General features: G+C 63.7%; 7 protein-coding genes. 5 read left to right on the plus strand and 2 right to left on the minus strand.

Translation table 11 applies throughout. From position 1 onward, the window contains the following. Positions 1-93: 93 nt before the first annotated feature. Together ABE493_RS11325 and ABE493_RS11330 are read right to left on the minus strand one after the other, a co-directional pair. A complete protein-coding gene (locus ABE493_RS11325; protein WP_346499018.1) occupies positions 94-1899 on the minus strand; it encodes a J domain-containing protein in 1806 nt (601 codons plus the stop codon). Further along, complete coding sequence (locus ABE493_RS11330; RefSeq protein ID WP_346499019.1) at positions 1896-3584, minus strand: molecular chaperone HscC; 1689 nt, start codon at positions 3582-3584, stop codon at positions 1896-1898. Before ABE493_RS11330 ends, ABE493_RS11325 begins: the two co-directional genes overlap by 4 nt. A gap of 139 nt (positions 3585-3723) precedes the next feature. Here ABE493_RS11330 and ABE493_RS11335 point away from each other — a divergent pair, with 139 nt between their 5' ends. The 5 genes from ABE493_RS11335 (at position 3724) to ABE493_RS11355 (ending at position 20523) form a co-directional block, all read left to right on the plus strand. After that, positions 3724-5871 (plus strand): S46 family peptidase, encoded by a 2148-nt coding sequence (locus ABE493_RS11335; protein ID WP_346499020.1) that lies wholly within the window; start codon positions 3724-3726, stop codon positions 5869-5871. 147 nt (positions 5872-6018) lie between these two features. Continuing rightward, complete coding sequence (locus ABE493_RS11340; protein WP_346499021.1) at positions 6019-6756, plus strand: winged helix-turn-helix domain-containing protein; 738 nt, start codon at positions 6019-6021, stop codon at positions 6754-6756. Positions 6757-7086: 330 nt separating this feature from the next. Further along, on the plus strand, positions 7087-16116 hold the full coding sequence (locus tag ABE493_RS11345; RefSeq protein WP_346499022.1) for an SdrD B-like domain-containing protein: 9030 nt from the start codon (positions 7087-7089) through the stop codon (positions 16114-16116). Then, positions 16113-19493 (plus strand): hypothetical protein, encoded by a 3381-nt coding sequence (locus tag ABE493_RS11350; RefSeq protein WP_346499023.1) that lies wholly within the window; start codon positions 16113-16115, stop codon positions 19491-19493. Before ABE493_RS11345 ends, ABE493_RS11350 begins: the two co-directional genes overlap by 4 nt. 10 nt (positions 19494-19503) lie before the next feature. Then, a complete protein-coding gene (locus ABE493_RS11355; protein WP_346499024.1) occupies positions 19504-20523 on the plus strand; it encodes an OmpA family protein in 1020 nt (339 codons plus the stop codon). The last annotated feature ends 173 nt before the right edge of the window (positions 20524-20696 follow it).

Raw genomic sequence — 20696 nt, forward strand, 5'->3', positions numbered from 1 at the left:
AGCCGGTAATGCATTGCAGTGGCCGAAGGCGGGCTCCATCGCAAACTGACGCAGCAGTAGCTTCGCGGCTTACGCCGCTCCTACAGCAGGGCTTCAGTGCATTGCGGTTGCGTTGTTGCGTGATCCGCGTCGCCACAAGCGCAGCCAGCTATCCCGGAGCCAGAACACCAGCGCCAATCCCGCGACCAGTTCCCCAAAGGCCAGCAGGAACATCAGCAGTTGAACGGTGATACCGCCCATCAGCACGATCGCCAGGAACCAGATAGTCAAGGGCATCTTCCAACGGTACACGTGGCGGCCGCGTCGCCAGTGGCGCCAGGCTGCCAGCATCAGCGTCAGCCATGCCAGCACGCTGCCGGCCAGGCGCGCGTGTGCCAGATGGATGAGCAGCACGCTGCTTACGCCAAGTATCGGGATCAACCAGCGATGCAGGACTGCGTAGCCAGGTCGCGGGTGCTCGTCAGCGGAAATCCAGCGCATCATCTCCAACCAGCAAGGGATGAGTGCACGCGCGGCCAACAAGATGCCGCCGCCGTAAGCGCCTGCGCGCAAGGCGCCAGGTAGCCTTGCCATGTTGCTGTCTGCCGGCGCGCGAAGGCCCAGCAGGGCCCAACCCAGCAGCACCAAAAGCAGGAAGCCCACGCCGAGCAGCAAGCCTTGCAGCAGCGCCAGTTGCATGCGCGGGCCGGCCGGCTTGCTGTAATCGCTGAGCGAGGACCAGAACGCTACCTGCGCGGGCTGCAGCGGCGCGGGGACGTTGCCGTCGCCTGCAACACCAAGGCGTTCCAGCAGACGGTTGACCTGCACCGTGCGCCAAGGGGGAACCGCCGACCACAAGGCCTGCCAGGGCTGCCAGGGGCGGGTCAGGCGCTGCAGTTCCCGCTTGGCGTCAGCGGCGGTGACGTGCCTGCCGTAGCCGCGCAGATGCCGGGCCAGATCACTTGCCCCGGCGGGTTGCAGCATCCAGTTGCGATGCAGGCGTTGGCGGCATTGTTGGATGCGGACCGGATCAACCCCGTTATCCACTTCATCCCAACGAAAAAAACGGATCAGTACGTCGAAGCTTTCATTCCGAATGGGCGCATCGTGATTGAACAGGTGCATAGCCAGCAATACGCCGACACGCGGCTTTTCCAGCAACGACCACAGCTCCGGCCTGTTCTGCAGCCAAGCTTCAAAACGGCCAGCCTCGGTGAGGAACGCTTGGCCGAGGATGAGCTGGATCATTGCATCGGTATCGAGCAACGGCGCGATGATCGGGAGGTCCGGCATCTGCACGCCAGCTACCGTGCTGTCCACGCCGGTGGCAGGAGTGCCAGCCGACGGACCGGGGGCCGGTTCAGCGTCGGTGCTGACTTCCGGCAGCGTCTGGGTGTCGCTGCCGGTGAGTTGTACTGGATCACGAAGCTCGCTGAATGCTGCAACGGCAGGGATCGCCGGCAGCTGTGAGTTCGCTGTCGGATTGTCCGTAGTTGCAGGTGCCACAGTCAGAACATGAGGCCCCGGATCAGCCTCGGTGCTGACTTCCCGCAGTGCCGGGAAGTTGCTACCTGTGAGTTGCACTGGATCATGCAGCTCGCCGAACGCGGTGCTCTCGCTGCTGGAGAATTCGGTGCCCGGCATCAAATTTGCGGATGCGAACCGAGCATCCGGCTCATCCGCGGCGTCGGCCAGTGGAGCTTGGCTCTGCGTAGGATCGTCCTGCGCGGCCTCTTCCTCCTCCCATAGCACTCGGTACTGAGCCCATTCCAGTGCTGATTTGTAAGCCTCGTGCAGTTGCTGGAACGCCTCGGGATCATCATCCGGACGAGTGATACGCAGCCGCTTCGCATATGCACGCTTGACCGTGCGCTCATCCGCATCGGGCGCCAGCTCCAACAGCGCGTAGGCCCAGTTCACAGTGAGCGTTCCAATGCATCCAATGCCTCATCCAGCTCGCTTCGTTGCTGATCGACCAGTCGCGTATCCTGGCTCTCCAGCACCTGCCGGAAGTGCGCGAGCCAACGCTGCAGGCGCTCGCGGTCATCGATGCTTTCCTCATAGAGGCGCTCGGCACGCGCAAGTACCGCAAGGTTGAGCTGCTGGTCACGAGGGTGGATTTTCAGTGATTGCAGGTTCTGCAGTCGTTCGCGGATATCTTCCGCTGACAGCAAGCCCGGGTTGCGCTCCAGGATCAGCTCATGGCGTGCGTTGCTTGAGTTCTCGGTCACTTCGACCTGCAGCAGGCCGTTCATATCGTAGGTGAAACGGGCAGTAACACTGCGATCAGCATCGGTCGCGCGGGTGGAGAGTGGTACGCGCAACTCCCCCAGTTTGATGTTCTTGTCCACCATCGGGCTCTCGCCCTGGTAGATATCGATCAGGATGTGATTCTGCTGCGGATTGGCAGGGTGGAAGCTGTCCTCGCGGCTGACCGGAACCACGCTGTTGCGTTGGATGATGGGGTGGAAGTAACCCGGGTGCATCTGACCATCCGGGCCTTGCCTCGATACCTGGGTCCCCAGTGTGTAAGGGCAGACATCGGTAAGCACGATTTCCTGCAGGCTCTGGTCACGGGCTTTCAGTCCGCCGGCTACCGCGGCTCCCAAGGCGATCGCGTGGTCAGGATGGATGTGTCGCAGCGGTAGACGCCCGAACATGCGTGCGACCAGACGACTGATCATCGGCATGCGCACCGCGCCTCCGACCAGGATGATGTTGTCCAGCGCGTCCGGCTTGAGACGGGCATCGCGAATGGCGCGTTCGATCGGTGTACGCATGCGTTGCAGCAGCGGAGCGCACAGCTGTTCGTAGCGCGACTCTTCCAGCGTCCAGCCCAGGTCCTTGCCACCTATGTTCACTTCAACACTGGCGTGTGTTTGCTGGCTGAGTTCACGCTTGAATTGCTCCAGACGGCGCACCAGCTGCGCACGCTCGGCAGCGGTTACCGAAGCAGGAGCGAGCTTGAGCTCGGTGTGGAACGCATTGACCAGCACCTCCAGAAAATCCTCACCGCCGAGGAAGTTGTCACCTGCGCTGGCATGCACTTCGACGATGCCGTCGAACAGTTCCAGCACCGACACGTCGAAGGTACCGCCGCCCAGGTCCAGCACCAGGATGCGGCCCTCTTCGTCGCGCTGCTGCAGGCCATAGGCCAGGGCGGCGGCGGTGGGTTCGTTGATCAGGCGCTCGACGCGGATGCCGGCCAGTTGGCCGGCCGCACGGGTGGCCTTGCGCTGGGCATCGGAGAAATAGGCCGGCACGCTGATCACCGCTTCCTCGACCTTGTGCCCGAGTGCGGCTTCGGCATCGGCCAGCAGCGAGCGCAGCACCAGTGCGGACAATTCTTCCGGGCGGAAGCGGTGTGCGCCCAGCCGCGTTTCGCGCTCGGTGCCCATCCAGCGCTTGAAGTGGGCAACACTTTCACCGGGATGGCTGACCAGCCGATCACGCGCGGCCTGGCCGACCAGCACCGCGCCATCGGCGACACTGACCACCGAGGGCGTCAGCACCTGTCCGTGCGGATTGGGGAAGAGTGCCGGGCCATCGGCAGTGTGCATGCCGATGGACGAATGTGTGGTGCCCAGATCTATACCAACGATCATCCCTGACTGCCCTGTCCTGATTAAGAGAAGAATTGTAGGCAAGCGCAGGCCCTGGAGCCACATTCAGGTGTTTTGAGGTTGCTGGCCTGCGCTTGCACGGCTACTGTCGGCGGCTGTTCTGTAATCCGCTGGAGATCCGATGACGCGTAAACCGCTTACCGCCGCGCTGGCGCTGGGCATGAGCCTGGCCGCTGTTGCCGCCCACGCCAACGAAGGCATGTGGATGCCGACGCAGTTGCCTGAGCTGGCCAAGACGCTGAAGGACGCCGGCTTCAAGGGCGACCCCAGGCAGTTGGCCGATGTCACCGCGCCGCCGTTGAGCGCAGTGGTGCGCGTTGGCGGCGGCACCGGTTCGTTCGTCTCCGACGACGGCCTGCTGTTGACCAATCATCACGTGGCCTATGGCGTCATCCAGTACAACGCCAGCAAGGAGCACAACATCATCGATGAGGGCTTCATCGCCCAGGGCCGCGACGACGAGCGCGCCGCCAATCCGGATTACCGGGTGCTGGTGACGGTGGGCTTCGACAAGGTCACCGATGAGGTACTCAAGGACGCACGCGGCAAGACCGGGCGCGCGTATTTCGACGCGGTGGAAAGCGCGCGCAAGCGCATTGTTGCCGACTGCGAAGTGGAAGGCCGGGTGCGCTGCTCGGTAGCCAATATGTACTACGGCAGCGATTTCTACTGCATCCGCCAGTTGGAGCTGACCGACATCCGTCTGGTCTATGCACCGCCGCGTGCTATCGGCAACTACGGCGATGAAATCGACAATTTCATGTGGCCACGTCACACCGGCGATTTCACCTTGCTGCGTGCCTACGTAGGCAAGGATGGCAAGCCGGCGCCGTACAGCAAGGACAATGTGCCCTACCAGCCGCCGGCACACCTGAAGATGGCGCTGGACGGCCCGAAGGAAGGCGATTACGCGATGCTGGCCGGTTACCCGGGCACCACCTATCGCCTGCGCACTGCTGACGAGTTCGCCAACCAGATCGATACCGTGCTGCCGCGGCGCGTCGAGGTGTTCCAACAGCTGATCGATGTCATCGAAGCGCAGGGCAAGACCAATGCCGATGCGCGCACCCGTTATGCCTCGCAGCTGCAGTCGCTGAAGAACAACCGCAAGCGTGCTGCCGGTGAACTCGAAGGCCTGCTGCGCAGCGACGCCAAGAGTCAGCGTGCGCAGGACGAGCAGGCGATGCTGGCCAGTGCCGATGGCAAGTACAAGGCCGATATCGATGCGCTGTTCGCGTCGTTGGCGGCCGGGCAGCAGGCCGGCGCCAGCGAGTTCCTGCTCAGCACCTTGTCGGGCCAGACCCAGCTGCTGCGTTCGGCACTGCTGCTTGAGCGCCTGCGCATCGAGTCGGCCAAGCCCGACGCACAACGCGAGAGCGGCTACCAGCAGCGCGATCATGCCTTGATCGAAGGTGTGCTCAAGCAGGTGCAGCGCCGCTACGATCCGGCCACCGAAAAGGCGTTGATCAGCGCATTGATGCTGCGTTACCAGCAGCTGCCCGATGACCAGCGCGAGCCTGGCTACGACGATGTTTTTGGGCGCACGCCGCAACAGCTGACCCAGCGCCTGGAGGCACTGTACAAGGGCACCGGCCTTGGCACCGAAGAGGCACGCCTGTCGCGCTTCGCCGCCGCACGGCAAGGCCAGGCGGCGGCTGCGGACCCGTTGATGCAGGCTGCAGCGATGCTGGTCCAGGCGCAGATTGCGGCCGAGGCCAAGGGCAAGGAACGCGAAGGCGAACAGCTGCGCCTGCGCCCGTCCTACATGCAGGCTTTGTTCGCCTGGCGCGCATCGCAGGGCAGGGCGGTATACCCGGACGCCAACAGCACCCTGCGCATCAGCTACGGCAAGGTCGAAGCGCTGCAGCCGCGTGATGCGGTCAGCTACGCGCCGGTCACCACCGTGGCCGGCATTGTCGAGAAGAACACCAATACGGTGCCGTTCGACGCGCCCAAGCCGCTGCTGGCGGCGATCGCCAAGGGTGACTTCGGCAGCACCGCCGATCCAGTGCTGAAGACCCAGACGGTCAACTTCCTGACCAACCTGGATACCACCGGCGGCAACTCCGGCTCGCCGGTGCTCAACGCCAAGGGCGAGCTGATTGGCCTGAACTTCGATTCCAACTGGGAATCGGTCAGCGCCAGCTGGTGGTTCGACCCGCGCTACAAGCGTGCGGTACACGTGGACATGCGCTATCTGCGCTGGCTGCTGGCCAAGGTGTACCCGGCGCCGGCGCTGCTGCAGGAAATGGGCGTGCCGGCGGAGTAAGCGGCACGGGGCAGGGCGGCGCGCAAGTGCCGCCCTTTTTTCATTCATAAAACCGCATGTACCCTGTTTCAGCGGTAACTGACATTACGCTAGGCTAAAATCCCAGATATACGTGGGCTGTTTCCTTAGGCCCGACAGGGAGAGTGTGTGGCATCGGATCTGAACTTGGCGCCCATTGGCGCGGCCAATCCCATGGCCTTGGCGCCGTTACGTATCTGGATTGTCGGCAACCTGGAACTGCTACAGCCGCTGTTGCCCTACGGTGCCCAGATCCAGGCCCTGGACAGCGTTGAGGCGCTGTACCGCGAGCTGGTGATCGTCCCCTGCGACATCGTCGTGATCGATACCACGCGGGTCCGCACAGGCATGGTCGAAACCGTCGAACACCTGCGCCGCCGTGATGACCTGGGCGTGGTGCTGCTGGTGGACCCGCTCACCCCGCAGCTGATTGCCGAAGGCCTGTGGGCTGGCGCCGACGCCTGCCTGCCGCACCGGCCGGAACCCGAATTCCTGGCGGCCAAGCTGTATAGCCTGCGCCGGCGCCTGCCCGGTGAAGCCGCGCAGCTGGTGGAAAACCTGGCTTCCGGCAACGACAACGGCAGTTGGTCGCTGGAATCCGATGGCTGGGACCTGCGTGGGCCCAATGCACAGGTGCTGGCGCTGACCGAGGCCGAACGCGCATTTCTCACTTTGCTGTTCTCCTCGCCGGCCGAAACCGTGGCCCGCGAGCGCCTGATCGCCGCCCTCACCGACCAGCCCTGGAGCTTCGATCCGCACCGGATCGAGGTGCTGGTGCACCGCCTGCGCAACCGCGTGCAGGCAGCCACCGGCTGTACCCTCCCGGTCCGCGCAGTTCGGGGTGCCGGTTACCGTTTGACGGTCTAGTTCACAGTTTTAGATTCAGGGTCGATTCACTGACTTGAAGATGCGCCTGTTCACATTTGTGAGAGGCGCCATGCGTAAAACCCACGTGAAATCAACGTGATAGGGATGTGATGCGCAATGCATCAAGTCCGTTACGAAAGCAAGTGAGATTTTCCGTCATTCAACGGAACTGAATACGCCCGGGCGCGCCGTAAGAATCGCCGCCAACACGGGCACCCCCACGGTGCCGACTTGGCAGTTCGTTTTGGGGCGAACTGTCTGACCACACGAATTTTCCCCGGGCTGCCATCTGGCGGCCTGTGCGCGCAGCGTTTGCACGAGGTTTGCACGGTGAACAAGCATTTCAAGCAGGACAGGGACGTCAGCCACTCTTCCGGTGTGCCCACAGCGGGCCGTCCGCCACGGAGTTGGCTGCGGAAGGCGTACCACGGTGGCCTGCGCGGGTTGGCGGCATTGGGGTTGATGGCCGGTTTGATGGCAGCGGCACCTGCGGCGCAGGCGTACAACGTCGGCCTGTCCTCGTTCCAGGATTCGACCAGCCCCTGGCTGATGGCCAATGGCGACCCGTCCGGTACCAATGAGGGCAGCAACCTGACGCCGCTGGGCGGCATCGTGGTCTATGACGCGGTGGTCGCCAACATCGAGGCCAGTGCTGTTTCGGACATTGCGGCGGTCTTCGACATGGCGCCGGGCATGACGGTCTACGAAATCCCATCCAACTGCAGCAGCCAGACAGCAAGCTCCGGCGCGTTGCGCATCGTCTGCACGTTTACCTCGTTGCCTGCACTGGGCACCGAGGCATTCCAGCTGAAGATGGCCACCAGCGGCATGGTCAAGTCGGTTGTCAATGTGCATGGCGCGGTGGGCCTGGCCAGCCAGGCGCCGACGCTCAATGAAAGTGTGCAGGCGCTGGATCCGGCGACGCACCCGTTCTTCCAGGGCGACAGCAATATCAGCAACAACAAGCTGACCGACAACACCACGCTGACCGACTCCGCCGATCTGGAGCTGGTCAAGACCAGCAACCCGGCGGCACCCGGCAGTGTCATTGGTGGCGGCGAAGTCACTTACACGTTGACCGTCACCAACAAGGGGCCGGGCCCGGCAAGCAACTTCAATGTTGCCGATTCGCTGCCGTCCGGCTTCACCGTGGTCGCGGGCAGTTTCCAGGGAGCGGGGTGGGCCTGGAATGCCGCCACCACCACCGCCACCCATGCCACTGGCTTGGCGGCAAATGCCACCACCACTTTCAGCTTCAAGGCAAAGGCCGACATCTCGGCCGGTGATGTCACCAACCACGCGCTGGTCACCTCGGTCGGCACCATCGATACGCAGCCGAACAACAACGCCGCCCAGGCTGACACCCGCGTCAGGCCCGGCGCGGATCTGGGCGTGGATATTGCGTGGAGCAAGAGTCCAGCCACCACGGACCAGCCGCTGGATCTGAAGATCACCGTCACCAACAAGGGGCCGGAGACGGTCAACGATGCCGTCATCAAGGGCAGCCTGCCTGCAGGCATGCCGTGGAACGGCGCGGATGTCAGCCAGGCACCTGGCTGGGCATGCGTCCCCGATGTGGCCGGTGCCGACCCGGTGCTCTTCACCTGCACCCGCCAGCCAGGCTTCAGCAAGTCCAACACCGGTGAAGTGATCACCATCAACACCACGGCGCCGACCACGCCCGGCGATTACACCGCGTCGGCAACGGTGGATTCGGCTCTGCTTGAAGACCCGGTTACCACCAATGACAGCGACAGCGCCACCGTCTCGGTGCTGGCCGATGGTGCCGACCTCGCGCTGGGCAAGAGCAAGGTCAACCTGCAATCGTTGACCGATCCCGAGCTGGCACCGAACAAGGTGCCTGCAGGCAATACCGTGGCCAGCGACATGCTGTCGCGGTTGACGCTGCACAACAATGGACCAGCCGATGTTATCGGCAACGCCGAGATCCAGGAGCTGCTCGCTGAAGGCGAAGAGTTCAAGGGTGTCCGCAACGGCAACTTCGACTGTACCGCCGTGCCTGCGGCGTGGAGCAGCGGCGTCCGCCAGTTGGTGACCTGTACGCTGAAGGCTGCTGCCTATCCGTTCAAGCTTGGGCAGACGCAGTCCCTGGAACTGATCACCCGTGCGCGGGAGCTGCCGACAGGCGGTGCCGGCGCTCTACTGGTCAACAATGCCTGCACCGGCGGCACCATGCCGAACGGCTATGTTGGTTCAGCGATCGCCAATGAACCGACCACCAGCACGGGCGTGAACGCTGACAAGGTCACTGCCAACGACTGTGCCAATGGTGATGGTGTTGCAGTCACCCAGGGCGTGGCCAATCTGAAGGTGAGCAAGGAAACCCGCGCCCCGACTGCTGGCGACCGTGTGTTGAAGGTTACCGACACCGAGATGAGCTACATCATCACGGTCACCAACACCGGCGATGCCACCGCCGGCGTGGTGGTGAACGACAAGATCCCTGGTTGGTCGAGCTTCACCAAGGCGACGGTGACCAACACTGAAAATTGGGACTGCACGGTGGCGGAAACCGTCATCTGCCGTTCCAAAGCGACGGTCATGGCAAGTGGTGCCGTCAACACGATCACCATCAAGCTGACCCATACCGATGGCGTCTCGCCGGGCTTCCTTGTCGACAGCGTCGGCAAGGTCACCGCGTGCCCGAACGCGCCGCCGGTTGCAACGAACCAACCGCACTTCCATTGCAATACGGTGGGTGTCGGCATCGACGGTGCCCAGCCCAACTCCTTGGGTGAAGGCGACTGGACGGACAACTACGCCAGCGACTGGGTCAGTGCCGAGCGCTACGCGAACATGCAGACGCAGAGCAAGAGCATCACCACCGGTGCTACCGCCGGCCAGGCCGGTGTCAACTCGGTCTATCGCGTTGAATACAAGAATGACGGCCCCTCGGCAGTGCCGGGCGTGGTCATGCGCGACACCTTCAAGCTGCTCGCGGGCGACGCAGGCTTCGTGCTGATCGATGCCAAGACGGCTGGCGGCGCAACCTGCGCCGTGGACAGCCGGGACGCTGGCATTGTCGCGGTGCAGGGGCAGGGCGGTATGTCCTACTCCAACAGCGACCCCGCCGCGGTGCAGACCTTGACGGTTGCATGTCCTGCGGCCGATTTCACTGCTGGCAGCGCGCAGACACTCAATATCACCATCCGCCCCAACGTCAACAGCGGCAATACCGGTCGCTATTTCGACAATACCGGCAATTTCACCATCACTACCGGAACCGGTGCCGATTACCACGGCAGCGATGCCAATGGTGATTTCATCTACAACAGCAACACCAATGTCAGTGACGACACCAAGGATGCCCAGCTCACTTTCAAGCAGGGCGAGGCCGACCTGGCGGTACAGAAGAAGGACGTGTTCGACACGTTCAAGGACCCGATCGGCTACGACGGCACCCAGCCGGCGAAGAATGTCCTGACCTACATGTTGGAGGTCACCAATGGTGGCCCGTCCATCGCTACCAACGCCGTCGCCGAGGATTGGCTGACACCGCCGGAAGGCAAGACCGTCCGCTTCATTGGTGCATCTGCGGTCTTGTCCCACAACGACAATGACTACGGCTCGACGCTTTGTGCGGTACAGGGCCCCTCGACCGTGACCGGCAATGCGGCAAAGACCGCGAAGCTGTACGTGCTCTGCACCTTGCCGGGTGCCGGGTACGGCGCAAACAACGCCCCAGGCGTGATCTCCTCGACCACCGGCCAGAACAAGTCGTATGTTTACCTGCGCTACCTCTATGAAACCGAGCCGGGCGCCAGCGGCGATACGGTGAACAATCAGGTGGTGGTCAGCTCTTCGGAGCTCGATCCGCAGGCTGGCAACAACGACGTCACCGAAACCACCACGCTGTACATGACCGCGGATATGGGCGTGGTCAAGACCATGGTCACCACCGAGCCCAGCCTTGATCCGAGCGTGGCATTGCCATCCGACGTTGGCGTGGTCAGCATCAAGCAGGATTTCTGGTACGTGCTGACCGCCACCAACCATGGTTCCGGGCAAAGCCTTGCCCGTAATCGCGCGCAGGCAGGCGGCGGCGGTGGCACGGTCATCGTTGATACCTTGCCTGCGGGTGTGGTGGTCACCGAGCCGGGGGAGATCAGTTGGCAGAAAATCGGCCCGGCATTCACCGGTGCCACGCCGAACGGCAGCGGCCTCTGCACGCTGGCCTCGCGCACCATCACCTGTGAAGTCGGTGATGTGACCTTTGCCAGCGGCAACCTCGGCACCGTGCGCATCATCGTGCCGTCCCGCTGGGACGCGTTGCCGCCAGGGAGCACCGCGCCGCTGGGCACCTCGAACAACACCGCCAAGGTGACCACCGAGCAGATCGATCCGAACCCGGTCAACGACACCACCACCGTTCCGTTGGACGTGGTCAACCTGTCGATTGCCGGCTACGTGTTCGTGGACAGCAATGGTGGCGCCAGTGACGGCATCAAGCAGGGCGCTGAGACGGGCATCAACAACGTCACCATCACCCTGAGCGGCAAGGATTTCAACGGCGCAACCGTAACCCGTACGCTGACCACCACGAATGATGGCGCATACCGCTTCGACAACCTGCCGCCCTCCGATGAAGCCGGTTACACCGTCACCCAGAGTCACGTGGCCGGTTACAGCAATGGCCTGGTAGCGCCGCCGACCGCCGGCAACGATTCGGCAACCTTCAACCCCGGCTCGTACCTGGCTGCAGTGGATTCCACGTATGTAGCCGTGGTTACCCCGGGCGTGGTGGCAAACCATGGCACCATCGGTACCAAGGGTGCCACGGCAATCAATTACAACTTCCCGAAAGTGCAGGCGGTGACACTGTCCGGCTATGTCTATGCGGATATCGGCTTGAACAACGTGCGCGATGGCAGCGACCCGGCCATCAGCTCGGCCACGGTCGATCTGCTGGACGCGACCGGCAACAAGATCGGTACGCAGACAACCAATACATCTGGCTACTACGAATTCACCGAGCTGCACCCCGGCCTGACCTATAGCCTGCGCGAGCTGTTGCCGGCCGGCTACCAGGATCTGCCGACCGCGATCAACCCAGGCAAGATCGGCGGCGTGCTGTGCACGACCTGCAGCACCCAGACGGTTGCACCCAATACCTCGCGCATCGACAACATCAAGTTGGTGGCAGGCAGCGGCACCGAGTTCAACTTCGGTGAGGCGCAGGTGGCCTCGGTTGCCGGTGTTGTCTATGTGGATCGCGAAGATCCTACGGGCACGGGCCTGTATGACGGTAACGGCACTTACGACAGTGGCGTGGATCGCGGGCTGGGTGGTGTCGCCATTGCCTTGTATGACGCTACCGGTACCACCTTGCTGGCCACGACAACGACCGATGCAACCAGCGGCGCTTATGGCTTCGTCGACTTCAACGAGGCTGCAGGCAAGGTCGTCGCTGGTGCGAGGTATGTGATCCGCCAGACCCAGCCGGCCGCTCTGCTCAGCGGCAAGGAAGCCAACGGCAATGTGATCAATACGATCCCAGTGCCAGCAACCGGTCTGCTGGCGCAGAACTTCGGCGAGATCGCCGGCAACATCAGTGGCCGCATCTATCTGGACGCCGCCAACGATGGCACCTACAGCCCGACCGACGCGGACCTCAACGGCGTAAGCGTGAGCCTGGGCGCCGGCACCTTGAACGTGTTTGGCGAAGTAGTAGCCGCGCAGCAGACCGTTGCCGGCAAGTACGTGTTCCGCGACCTGCCCAATGGCACCTACGCGGTCACCGAGCAGACCCAGCCGCTGTACAACACCGCAACCACCTTGAACGGTGCGACCAATGCCGGCTCCGTCAGCACCGGTGGTACCGCAGGCCTTGCAACCAGCAAGAGCGTAGTGCCCTCGGCCATCACCGGCATTGCCATCGTGGCCGGTGGTTCTTCGCCGGACAACAACTTCGGCGAAATCCTGCCGGTTTCCGTGGCCGGTACGGTGTTCATGGACGTCAACAACGACGGCGCCATGAGCGGTGCTGCCGAAGTCGGGCTGGACGGCGTACTGATCCAGCTGACCGGCGTGGACGATCTGGGCACGGTCACCACCACGATGGTGGTCCCGGTAAACACCGCCAATGGCGGCACCTTCCTGTTTGAAGGCCTGCGTCCGGGTACCTATGTACTGACCGAGCCGAACCAGCCGACCGGTACCGCCAACGGCATCACCACGGCCGGCACGGTATCGAACATCGCATCCGGCACCGCAACCCCGGTGACCACGCTGCCCAGCGCCATTTCGGCCATCGACCTGACCGTGCCTGGCAGCGCGTCCATCGCCAACCTGTTCGGTGAAACGCCGCGCGACAGCAGCATCAGCGGCAAGGTGTGGCTGGACACAAACGATGACGGCATCGTCGGCTCCGGTGAAAACGGCCTGGGTGGGGTGACGGTAACGCTGGAAGGCACCGCCACTGACGGCACCAAGATCAGCGAAACGGTGACCACCAATCCGGACGGCAGCTATGCCTTTACCGGCCTGCCGCCGGGCGACTACACCATTACCGAGCCGACCCAGCCCGCCAATACCGTGGACGGCAAGACCGTGCCCGGCAGCACCGGCGGAACCGCTGGCAAGCAGGGTGATCCGGCATCGGTGATCAGCACGATCACGCTTGGCGTGACCACGCACTCGGTGGACAACAACTTTGCCGAGCTGCCGTCCGGCAGCATCAGCGGACGCGTCTACAACGACAGCAACGACAACGGCGTCATCGAACCCGAAGAAGTGGGTTACGCCAATGTCGATGTAGTGCTGACCGGCGTCGATGACATGGGCGTAGTGGTCAACCTGACGCTGAAGACCGACAAGAACGGCGCCTACAGCTTTGATGGCCTGCGTCCGGGCACCTACGAGGTGACCGAGCCGACCCAGCCGCCGGCAACGCTCAATGGCTTCACCACGCCGGGCTCCATCGGCGGGCAGCGCGTAGGCACTGCCACCGACAAGGCGACCGTGCCGTCGAAGATCAGCGCGATCAAGCTGACCATCGGCGCCAAGTCCATCGACAACAACTTCGGCGAGATCGGCGATTCGCCGGACATGCTGGTGAGCAAGTCGTCCAGCACGGTGAAGTTCACCGTCAACAACGTCGCCACGTACACCATCCGCGTGCGCAACGGCGGGCAGAAGCCGTCCTTCGGCGAGTACATCGTCAAGGATCGTCTGCCGGTTGGCCTGAGCCTGGCAGAAGTCCCGGCCGGCAACGGCTGGACCTGCAGCGGTGCAGTGGGCGATGCCCGCTTTGAATGCCGCAGTTCGGAAGTGGTGAATGCTGGCGCGACCTCGCTGTCGGACATCACCGTCAAGGCCAATGTTGCGGCCGAAGCGGCGCAGGCCGGCACTGTCAATAATGCGGTATTGATCGAGGGCGGCGGCGAGAACGAGTTCCGTACCCCGACCACCACCGAGCGCAACAACTTCGAAGGTGACGTCAGCACGCTGCCGGTGTGCGATGTCGCCATCAGCCAGAACGCCTGCCGCGTGCCCAACCAGGTGCAGCTGTCGGCGTCGGTTGGCGGCACCGTGTGGTTCGACATTGGTAGCGAAGACACCTTGTTGGACGGCGGTGACGAGCGCCTGCAGTCGTGGGTCGTAGAGCTGGTCGACACGGCCACCGGTGCGGTGAGCAAGAGCACCACCACTGCAGCCGATGGCAGCTACCGCTTTGGCGACGTGGTGCCTGGCCAGAAGTGGAACATCCAGTTCCGCGATCCGATGTCCGGTGTGTTGTGGGCCTGGCCGGTCAACAAGGAAACCGCTGCTGGCATCAATGTGTCCTGTGACGCCGACAAGGCCATCAGCGGCAGCACCGCCTCGGCTTGTCGTATCAGCGAGAACGGCGCCAGCCAGCTGCAGGTTGTGCTTGAGGCCGGCATGCATATGCCGCAGCAGAGCTTGCCGGTGGATCCGTCGGGCGTGGTCTATGACGCCGTCACCCGTGATCCGGTGCCGGGTTCGATCGTGACCTTGTCGCCGGTTGGCGTGTGCAATGGCTACGACCCGAAGACCGCAGTGCTCAATGCCATGGCCGGCGGCTACCGCATCGAGGGCAATGCGATTTCGATGACGGTGGGCAACAGCGGCTACTACCAGTTCATGTTTGGCCCGGCCGCGCCGGCACGCTGTGAGTTGCGCCTGACGGTGACGCCGCCGGGTGGCTACCAGTTCGTGTCGTCGATGATCCCGGCCCAGGACGGTTCGCTGTCCCCGGCCGGTGCAGCCGGCACCAGCCATCTGGTGCAGCCGCAGGCCAATGCGCCGACCGGTGCGGTGGGCACGCCTACCCAGTACTGGCTGACCCTGTTTGCAGGTTCGGCTACTGCCGGCATCGTGCACAACCACATCCCGCTGGATACCGCCGAAGCCACCGGTCTGGTCATCACCAAGACCGGTGACCGCCAGACCGCTGAAATCGGTGACACCGTGCAGTACACCATCACCGTGCGGCAGACCGCCGGCAGTGCGCTGGCCACGGTCAACATCGTCGACACGCTGCCGCGTGGCTTCACCTATATCGACGGCACCGGCCGTGTCGGTGGGCGTGCGGTGGACAACCCGCTGGGCAAGCCGGGCCCGCGCCTGGGCTTCAACCTGGGGCCGATCGATGTGGGTGGCCAGCTGGTGCTGACCTACCGCGTGCGTGTCGGCGTTGGTGCGCAGCAAGGTGATGGCGTCAACCGCGCGCAGGCGCATGGCTGCTCGATCACCGGTGGCTGTATTGATCCGGTCGGGCTGACGCCGGTGCCGGGCTCGGTGCCGTCCAACCGCGCCGAGTACCGCGTGCGTGTCACCGGTGGCGTGTTCACCGAGGAAGCCTGTGTGCTGGGCAAGATCTTCGTGGACTGCAACAACAACCACGTGCAGGACCGCGAAGAGCTGGGCATCCCGGGCGTACGCATGTACTTCTCCAACGGCACCTGGATGATTTCCGATTCCGAAGGCAAGTACAGCTATTGCGGCCTGACCCCGCAGAGCCACACCTTGAAGGTGGACCCGTCCACCTTGCCGGTGGGTGCCCGCCTGACCACCAGCAGCAACCGCAACCTGGGTGATGCCGACAGCCTGTTCCTCGACCTGAAGAACGGTGAGCTGCACCGCGCCGACTTCGTCGAGGGCAGCTGCTCCAACCCGCTGCTGGAGCAGGTGAAGGCGCGTCGTACCCAGGGTGAGGTGCGTGCACCGGAAACCGAAACCGGGCAGTCGCAGCTGCGTTTTGACAGCAAGCCAGCCCGTGCGCCGCAGCAGGCCACGGACTCGTCCAACCAGAGGCCGATCGTGCAACCGCGACCCAACCCGCCGTCCGCGGCGGCCCAGCAGGAGGTGCAGCCATGAGCCGCATCGCCCTGCGCAAGATGCCGCGCGTAAGCCTGCTGGCCTGCGCGCTGGCCACCGCCTCGCTGCCGGTACTGGCCCAGAACGTGGGCAGCAGCACCCGCTTCACGCCGGTCAACGGCGAAAGCACCACGCTGTATCCGCGTTCGCTGACCACGCTCGATGCGCCGCCGGAAGTAGTGGCAGCGCGCTCGGGTGAGGTCGATTACAGCCGCAATGCCGGTGTCGATCGCGTCTCGGTGGAAGTGGACCGCGATGGCGTGCCGGCCGATGGCCAGACGCCGGTGCACATCACCGTGCATCTGCTCGGCGCCGACGACAAGCCGCTGGCTGGCAAGTCGTTCGTCACCATCGAGAACAGCGGCGGTCGCATCCGCCTGCCGGGTTCGCGTACCGACGAATTCGGCCCGGGTGCCAGCGACGCCGACAAGGTGATGCCGGGTGTGCAGCTGGAGGTCGAGAACGGCGTAGCCGAGTTCGACCTGATCGCCCCGCATGATCCGCAGGATGTGTTGCTGCGGATTACTGCCGGTGGTGAAACCGCCGAAGGCACGATTGGTTTCCTGCCGGAAATGCGCGACATGCTCGCCACCGGTTTGATCGAAGGCGTGCTGAACTTCCGCAACAAGTCCAACGCCAGCCTGATCTCGCCGGTGCAGCACAACGATGCTTTCGACCGCGACATCCGTCGCTGGGAGAAGCAGTTCAACAACGGCAAGGCCAGCGCCTCGGCGCGCACCGCGTTCTTCGTCAAGGGGCAGATCAAGGGTGAGTACCTGCTCACCGCCGCCTATGACTCGGACAAGGATGTGCGCGGCCGCCTGCTGCGCGACATCCAGCCGGAAGAGTTCTACCCGGTCTACGGTGATTCGTCGCTGCGTGGCTTCGATGCGCGCTCGGCCGAGCGCCTGTACGTACGCGTGGACAACAAGCGCAGCTACCTGCTGTACGGTGATTTCCAGACCGGCGACACCCTGGCCACCACCAGCGGCGTTGGCGGCAGCGGCCCGATCCCGCAGCGCAGCCTGAGTACCTACAACCGCACCGCCACCGGCCTGGGCTGGCACTTTGAAAGTGAGCGCGTGCGTACCAATGTGTTCGCCATCGAAGACTCGCTGCGGCAGATCATCGAAGAGTTCCGCAGCCAGGGCAGCGGCCCGTATGCACTGCGCAACAACGCGGTGCTGGAAGGCAGCGAGCGCGTGGAGATGATCGTGCGCGATCGCAACCAGCCTTCGCGCATCGTCACGGTGAAGCCGCTGGCACGCCTGGTGGATTACAGCTTCGAGCCGTTCTCCGGGCGCATCCTGCTCAACCAGTTCCTGCCCTCGTTCGACAGCGATCTGAATCCGGTTTCGCTGCGCATCACCTATGAACTTGATCAGCAGACCGAGAAGTTCTGGGTGATTGGTGCGGACGGCCAGTACAAGCTGACCGACAAGCTGGAAGTTGGCGCATCGGCGGTCGAAGACCAGAACCCGTATGCCGAGTTCAAGATGGGCAGTGTCAACGCGGGCTATCGCTTCGGCCAGAACACCATGCTGGTGGCCGAGTTCGCGCGTACCCAGAGCGAGGTCAACACCAACTCGCTCAACCAGGTGACTTCGCAGGGTTTGAAGGACGTTACCGGTCAGGTTGAAGGCGACGCTTGGCGCGTCGAGTTCGCCCACGACGGTGACAAGTTCGACGCACGCCTGTTCGGTGCGCGTACCGATCCGGAGTTCAACAACCAGGCCTCGCCGCTGTACGGCGGCCGTGGCGAGTACAGCGGCCGTATGTCCTACGCCGTTGGCCCGCGCCTGGAGCTGTACGTTGAAGCCCTGCGCAGCGAAGACCGCAACCCGGACGGCGGCAAGCGTGATGCCGGCGGCGCCGGTGTGCGCATCGGTGCCACCGAACGCCTGACCCTGGACTTCGGCCTGCGCAGCATCCGCGAAACCATCGGCATCACCTCGCCGTGGTCGAACACCGGCTACGGCCAGCTATCCGGCCTGACCGGCGGCTTTGCCACCGGCTCGGGCGGCGGCGCGCTGGGCTACGGCCAGCAGGCGCTGGACCCGGCCACCGGCCTGATGGTGATCAACAGTGGCGGCGCTGGCGATACGATGACCAGCGATCTGCCGGTAGGCACCAAGCTGGAATCGGACAGTGCCCGCGTTGGTATTGGCTACCGCTTCAACGACAAGTTCAGCGGTGGCGCCGAGTACGAGCAGAGCGTCAGCGGTGAAGACCGCAACCGCGTTGCCGCCGGCATGGACTACCAGTTGTTCGAACGCAGCCGCATCTACGGCCGCTACGAAAAACAGACTGGCCTGACCAGCGCCTACGGCATCACCACCACCGACCGCGAGGCCGATGCGCTGGTGTTCGGTATCGACAGCAGCTACATCCGCGACACCCAGGCATTCTCCGAATACCGCCTGCGTGATGCGATCAGCGGCCGCGATGTGCAGGCGGCCTCGGGTATCCGCAACAACTGGGATATCGCCAAGGGCCTGCGCCTGAGCAGCTCGATCGAACGCGTCAATGTGGTGGCCGGCGATACCGGTGACAGCACCGGCCTGGCATTGGCATTGGATTACAGCGCCAACCCGCTGTGGCGCGGCGCTATCCGTGCCGAACACCGCATCTCCGAAGACGTGCCGGGCACCGCGGACAGCAACGAGGCCTTCAAGACCTCACTGCTGCAGTTCATGGTTGCGCGCAAGCTGAGCCGCGATTGGACCTTGTTGGGCCGCAACTATTTGTTGGCAACCAACTACGAAGAACGTGGCGACGTGCTGCAGGATCGTTTCCAGATCGGCCTGGCTTACCGCGACACCGACCGCAACCGGATCAACGCCTTGATGCGCTACGAGTACAAGCTCGAGCGCGACGAAAGCGGCCTGACCCTGCTCGACGGCAACGTGGTGGATGGCAGCAGCCAGGATGTACGCACGCGTGCGCACATCATCTCCACCCACGCCGACTGGCATCCGTCGCGGCCGTGGTGGCTGACCGGTCGCATCGCCGGCAAGTGGCAGCGCGACCAGTTCGCCTATGGCGACGGCAGCCGCGTCAACAGCAGCTTCAACGCGGTGCTGGTCTCCGGTCGTGTCGTATACGACATCACCGAGAACTGGGATATCGGCGTGCTCGGCTCCACCTTCCGTGGCCAGTACGGCGCCAACCAGTTCGCCTACGGCATGGAAGTGGGCCGCCTGCTGCGGCAGAACCTGTGGCTGTCGGCCGGTTACAACTGGACCGGTTTTGAAGGCGACAGCGATCTCAATGGCTACGAGTACACGCAGCAGGGCTTCTTCCTGCGCCTGCGCTTCAAGTTCGACGAAGACCTATTCCGCCGGGACCCGGTCCGCTACCGCGACCCGGCCCGCTGAGGACGACACCATGACCTTTATGCAAACCAAGAACCGTCCGCTGCGCAGCTTGCTGGCTGTTGCTGTCTTCGCTGTCGCCGGTACCGCCGGCGCCCAGCAGACCCAGCTCAACCCGCAGGCCAAGCGAATCAGCGACGAAGCCATCCATGCCGATCTGCAGTCGTATGAAGCGACCCAGGGCCGCATCCAGGCGCTCAACGATGGTGGTCGCCCGATCCGCGACTATCACCTGTCCAAGGCGCAGTGCTGGCTGGACGTGTCCTTCCACGAATACACCCGCAACGACCGCAGCGCCTTCCCGCAGGGAGCACTGACCGAGTCGGAGAAGCTGATCGTGGACATGGAGAACGGCGTCTCGCCGATCCCCACCGACACCGCCCTGGTCAACGACGCCAAGTACCTGCGTGCCGATTTGTGGCAGCGCCTTAAGGTCATCCACGGCACGCCGGGCTTCGCCTGCGCCTCGCAGAAGGTGGCCTGTGGTGAAGTGGAGCTGGTGCATGCCGGCAACGAGTTCAACCAGCAGCAGTGGCGCCATTCCAAGCCTTACATCCAGATCGCCGAAGACCTGGTCAACGAGGCCGAAACCGCAGCGCGTCTGTGCGGCGTCGATCCGGCTGGCCCGGCGGTTGTTCCGGTAGCGGCAGGCCCGTTGATTGCCAACGTGCTGTTCGAGTTCGACCGCGACGGCTACAAGGACATCCGCACCTACTCGCTGGAGAGCGTGGACCGCGCTTTGGCCACCATCGGCAACGAGAAGCGCGAACTGGCCGGGGTCACCCTGGTTGGCCACGCCGACCGCATGCAGGGCAATGGCTTCGACTACAACCAGGCCCTGTCCGAGCGTCGCGCCAAGACCGTGCGTGAATTGCTGGTGGGTCGTGGCGTGCCGGCTGACAAGATCCGCTACGAGTACCGCGGTGACACCCAGCAGGTACAGCAGTGCGACGGCGTCAAGCCGCGTGCCGCACTGCTGGAATGCCTGCTGCCGAACCGCCGCGTGGAAGTGCGGTTTGAATTGGCGCAGTAAATTCAGCGCGAAGTGTTGACCAACAACGCCCCGGCAATGCCGGGGCGTTGTTCGTTTGGGGCTTGGCGTCAGCCCTAGCTATTCCCGCGCGCACGCAATCTACCCTCTCCCTTGCGCCGCAGGCGCAGTGGAGGGTTGGGGAGGGGTAGGCGAGCGCAGCTCGAAGCTTTGTG

Origin of the sequence: Stenotrophomonas terrae, from assembly GCF_039674165.1 — a bacterium.
Taxonomy (GTDB): domain Bacteria; phylum Pseudomonadota; class Gammaproteobacteria; order Xanthomonadales; family Xanthomonadaceae; genus Stenotrophomonas; species Stenotrophomonas terrae_A.

Excerpts from the sequence above, each read along its gene's own strand:
- ABE493_RS11335 (WP_346499020.1), top strand. The coding sequence starts at position 3,724 with ATGACGCGTAAACCGCTTACCGCCGCGCTGGCGCTGGGCATGAGCCTG.
- ABE493_RS11355 (WP_346499024.1), top strand. The coding sequence starts at position 19,504 with ATGACCTTTATGCAAACCAAGAACCGTCCGCTGCGCAGCTTGCTGGCT.
- ABE493_RS11330 (WP_346499019.1), bottom strand. The coding sequence starts at position 3,584 with ATGATCGTTGGTATAGATCTGGGCACCACACATTCGTCCATCGGCATG.
- ABE493_RS11350 (WP_346499023.1), top strand. The coding sequence starts at position 16,113 with ATGAGCCGCATCGCCCTGCGCAAGATGCCGCGCGTAAGCCTGCTGGCC.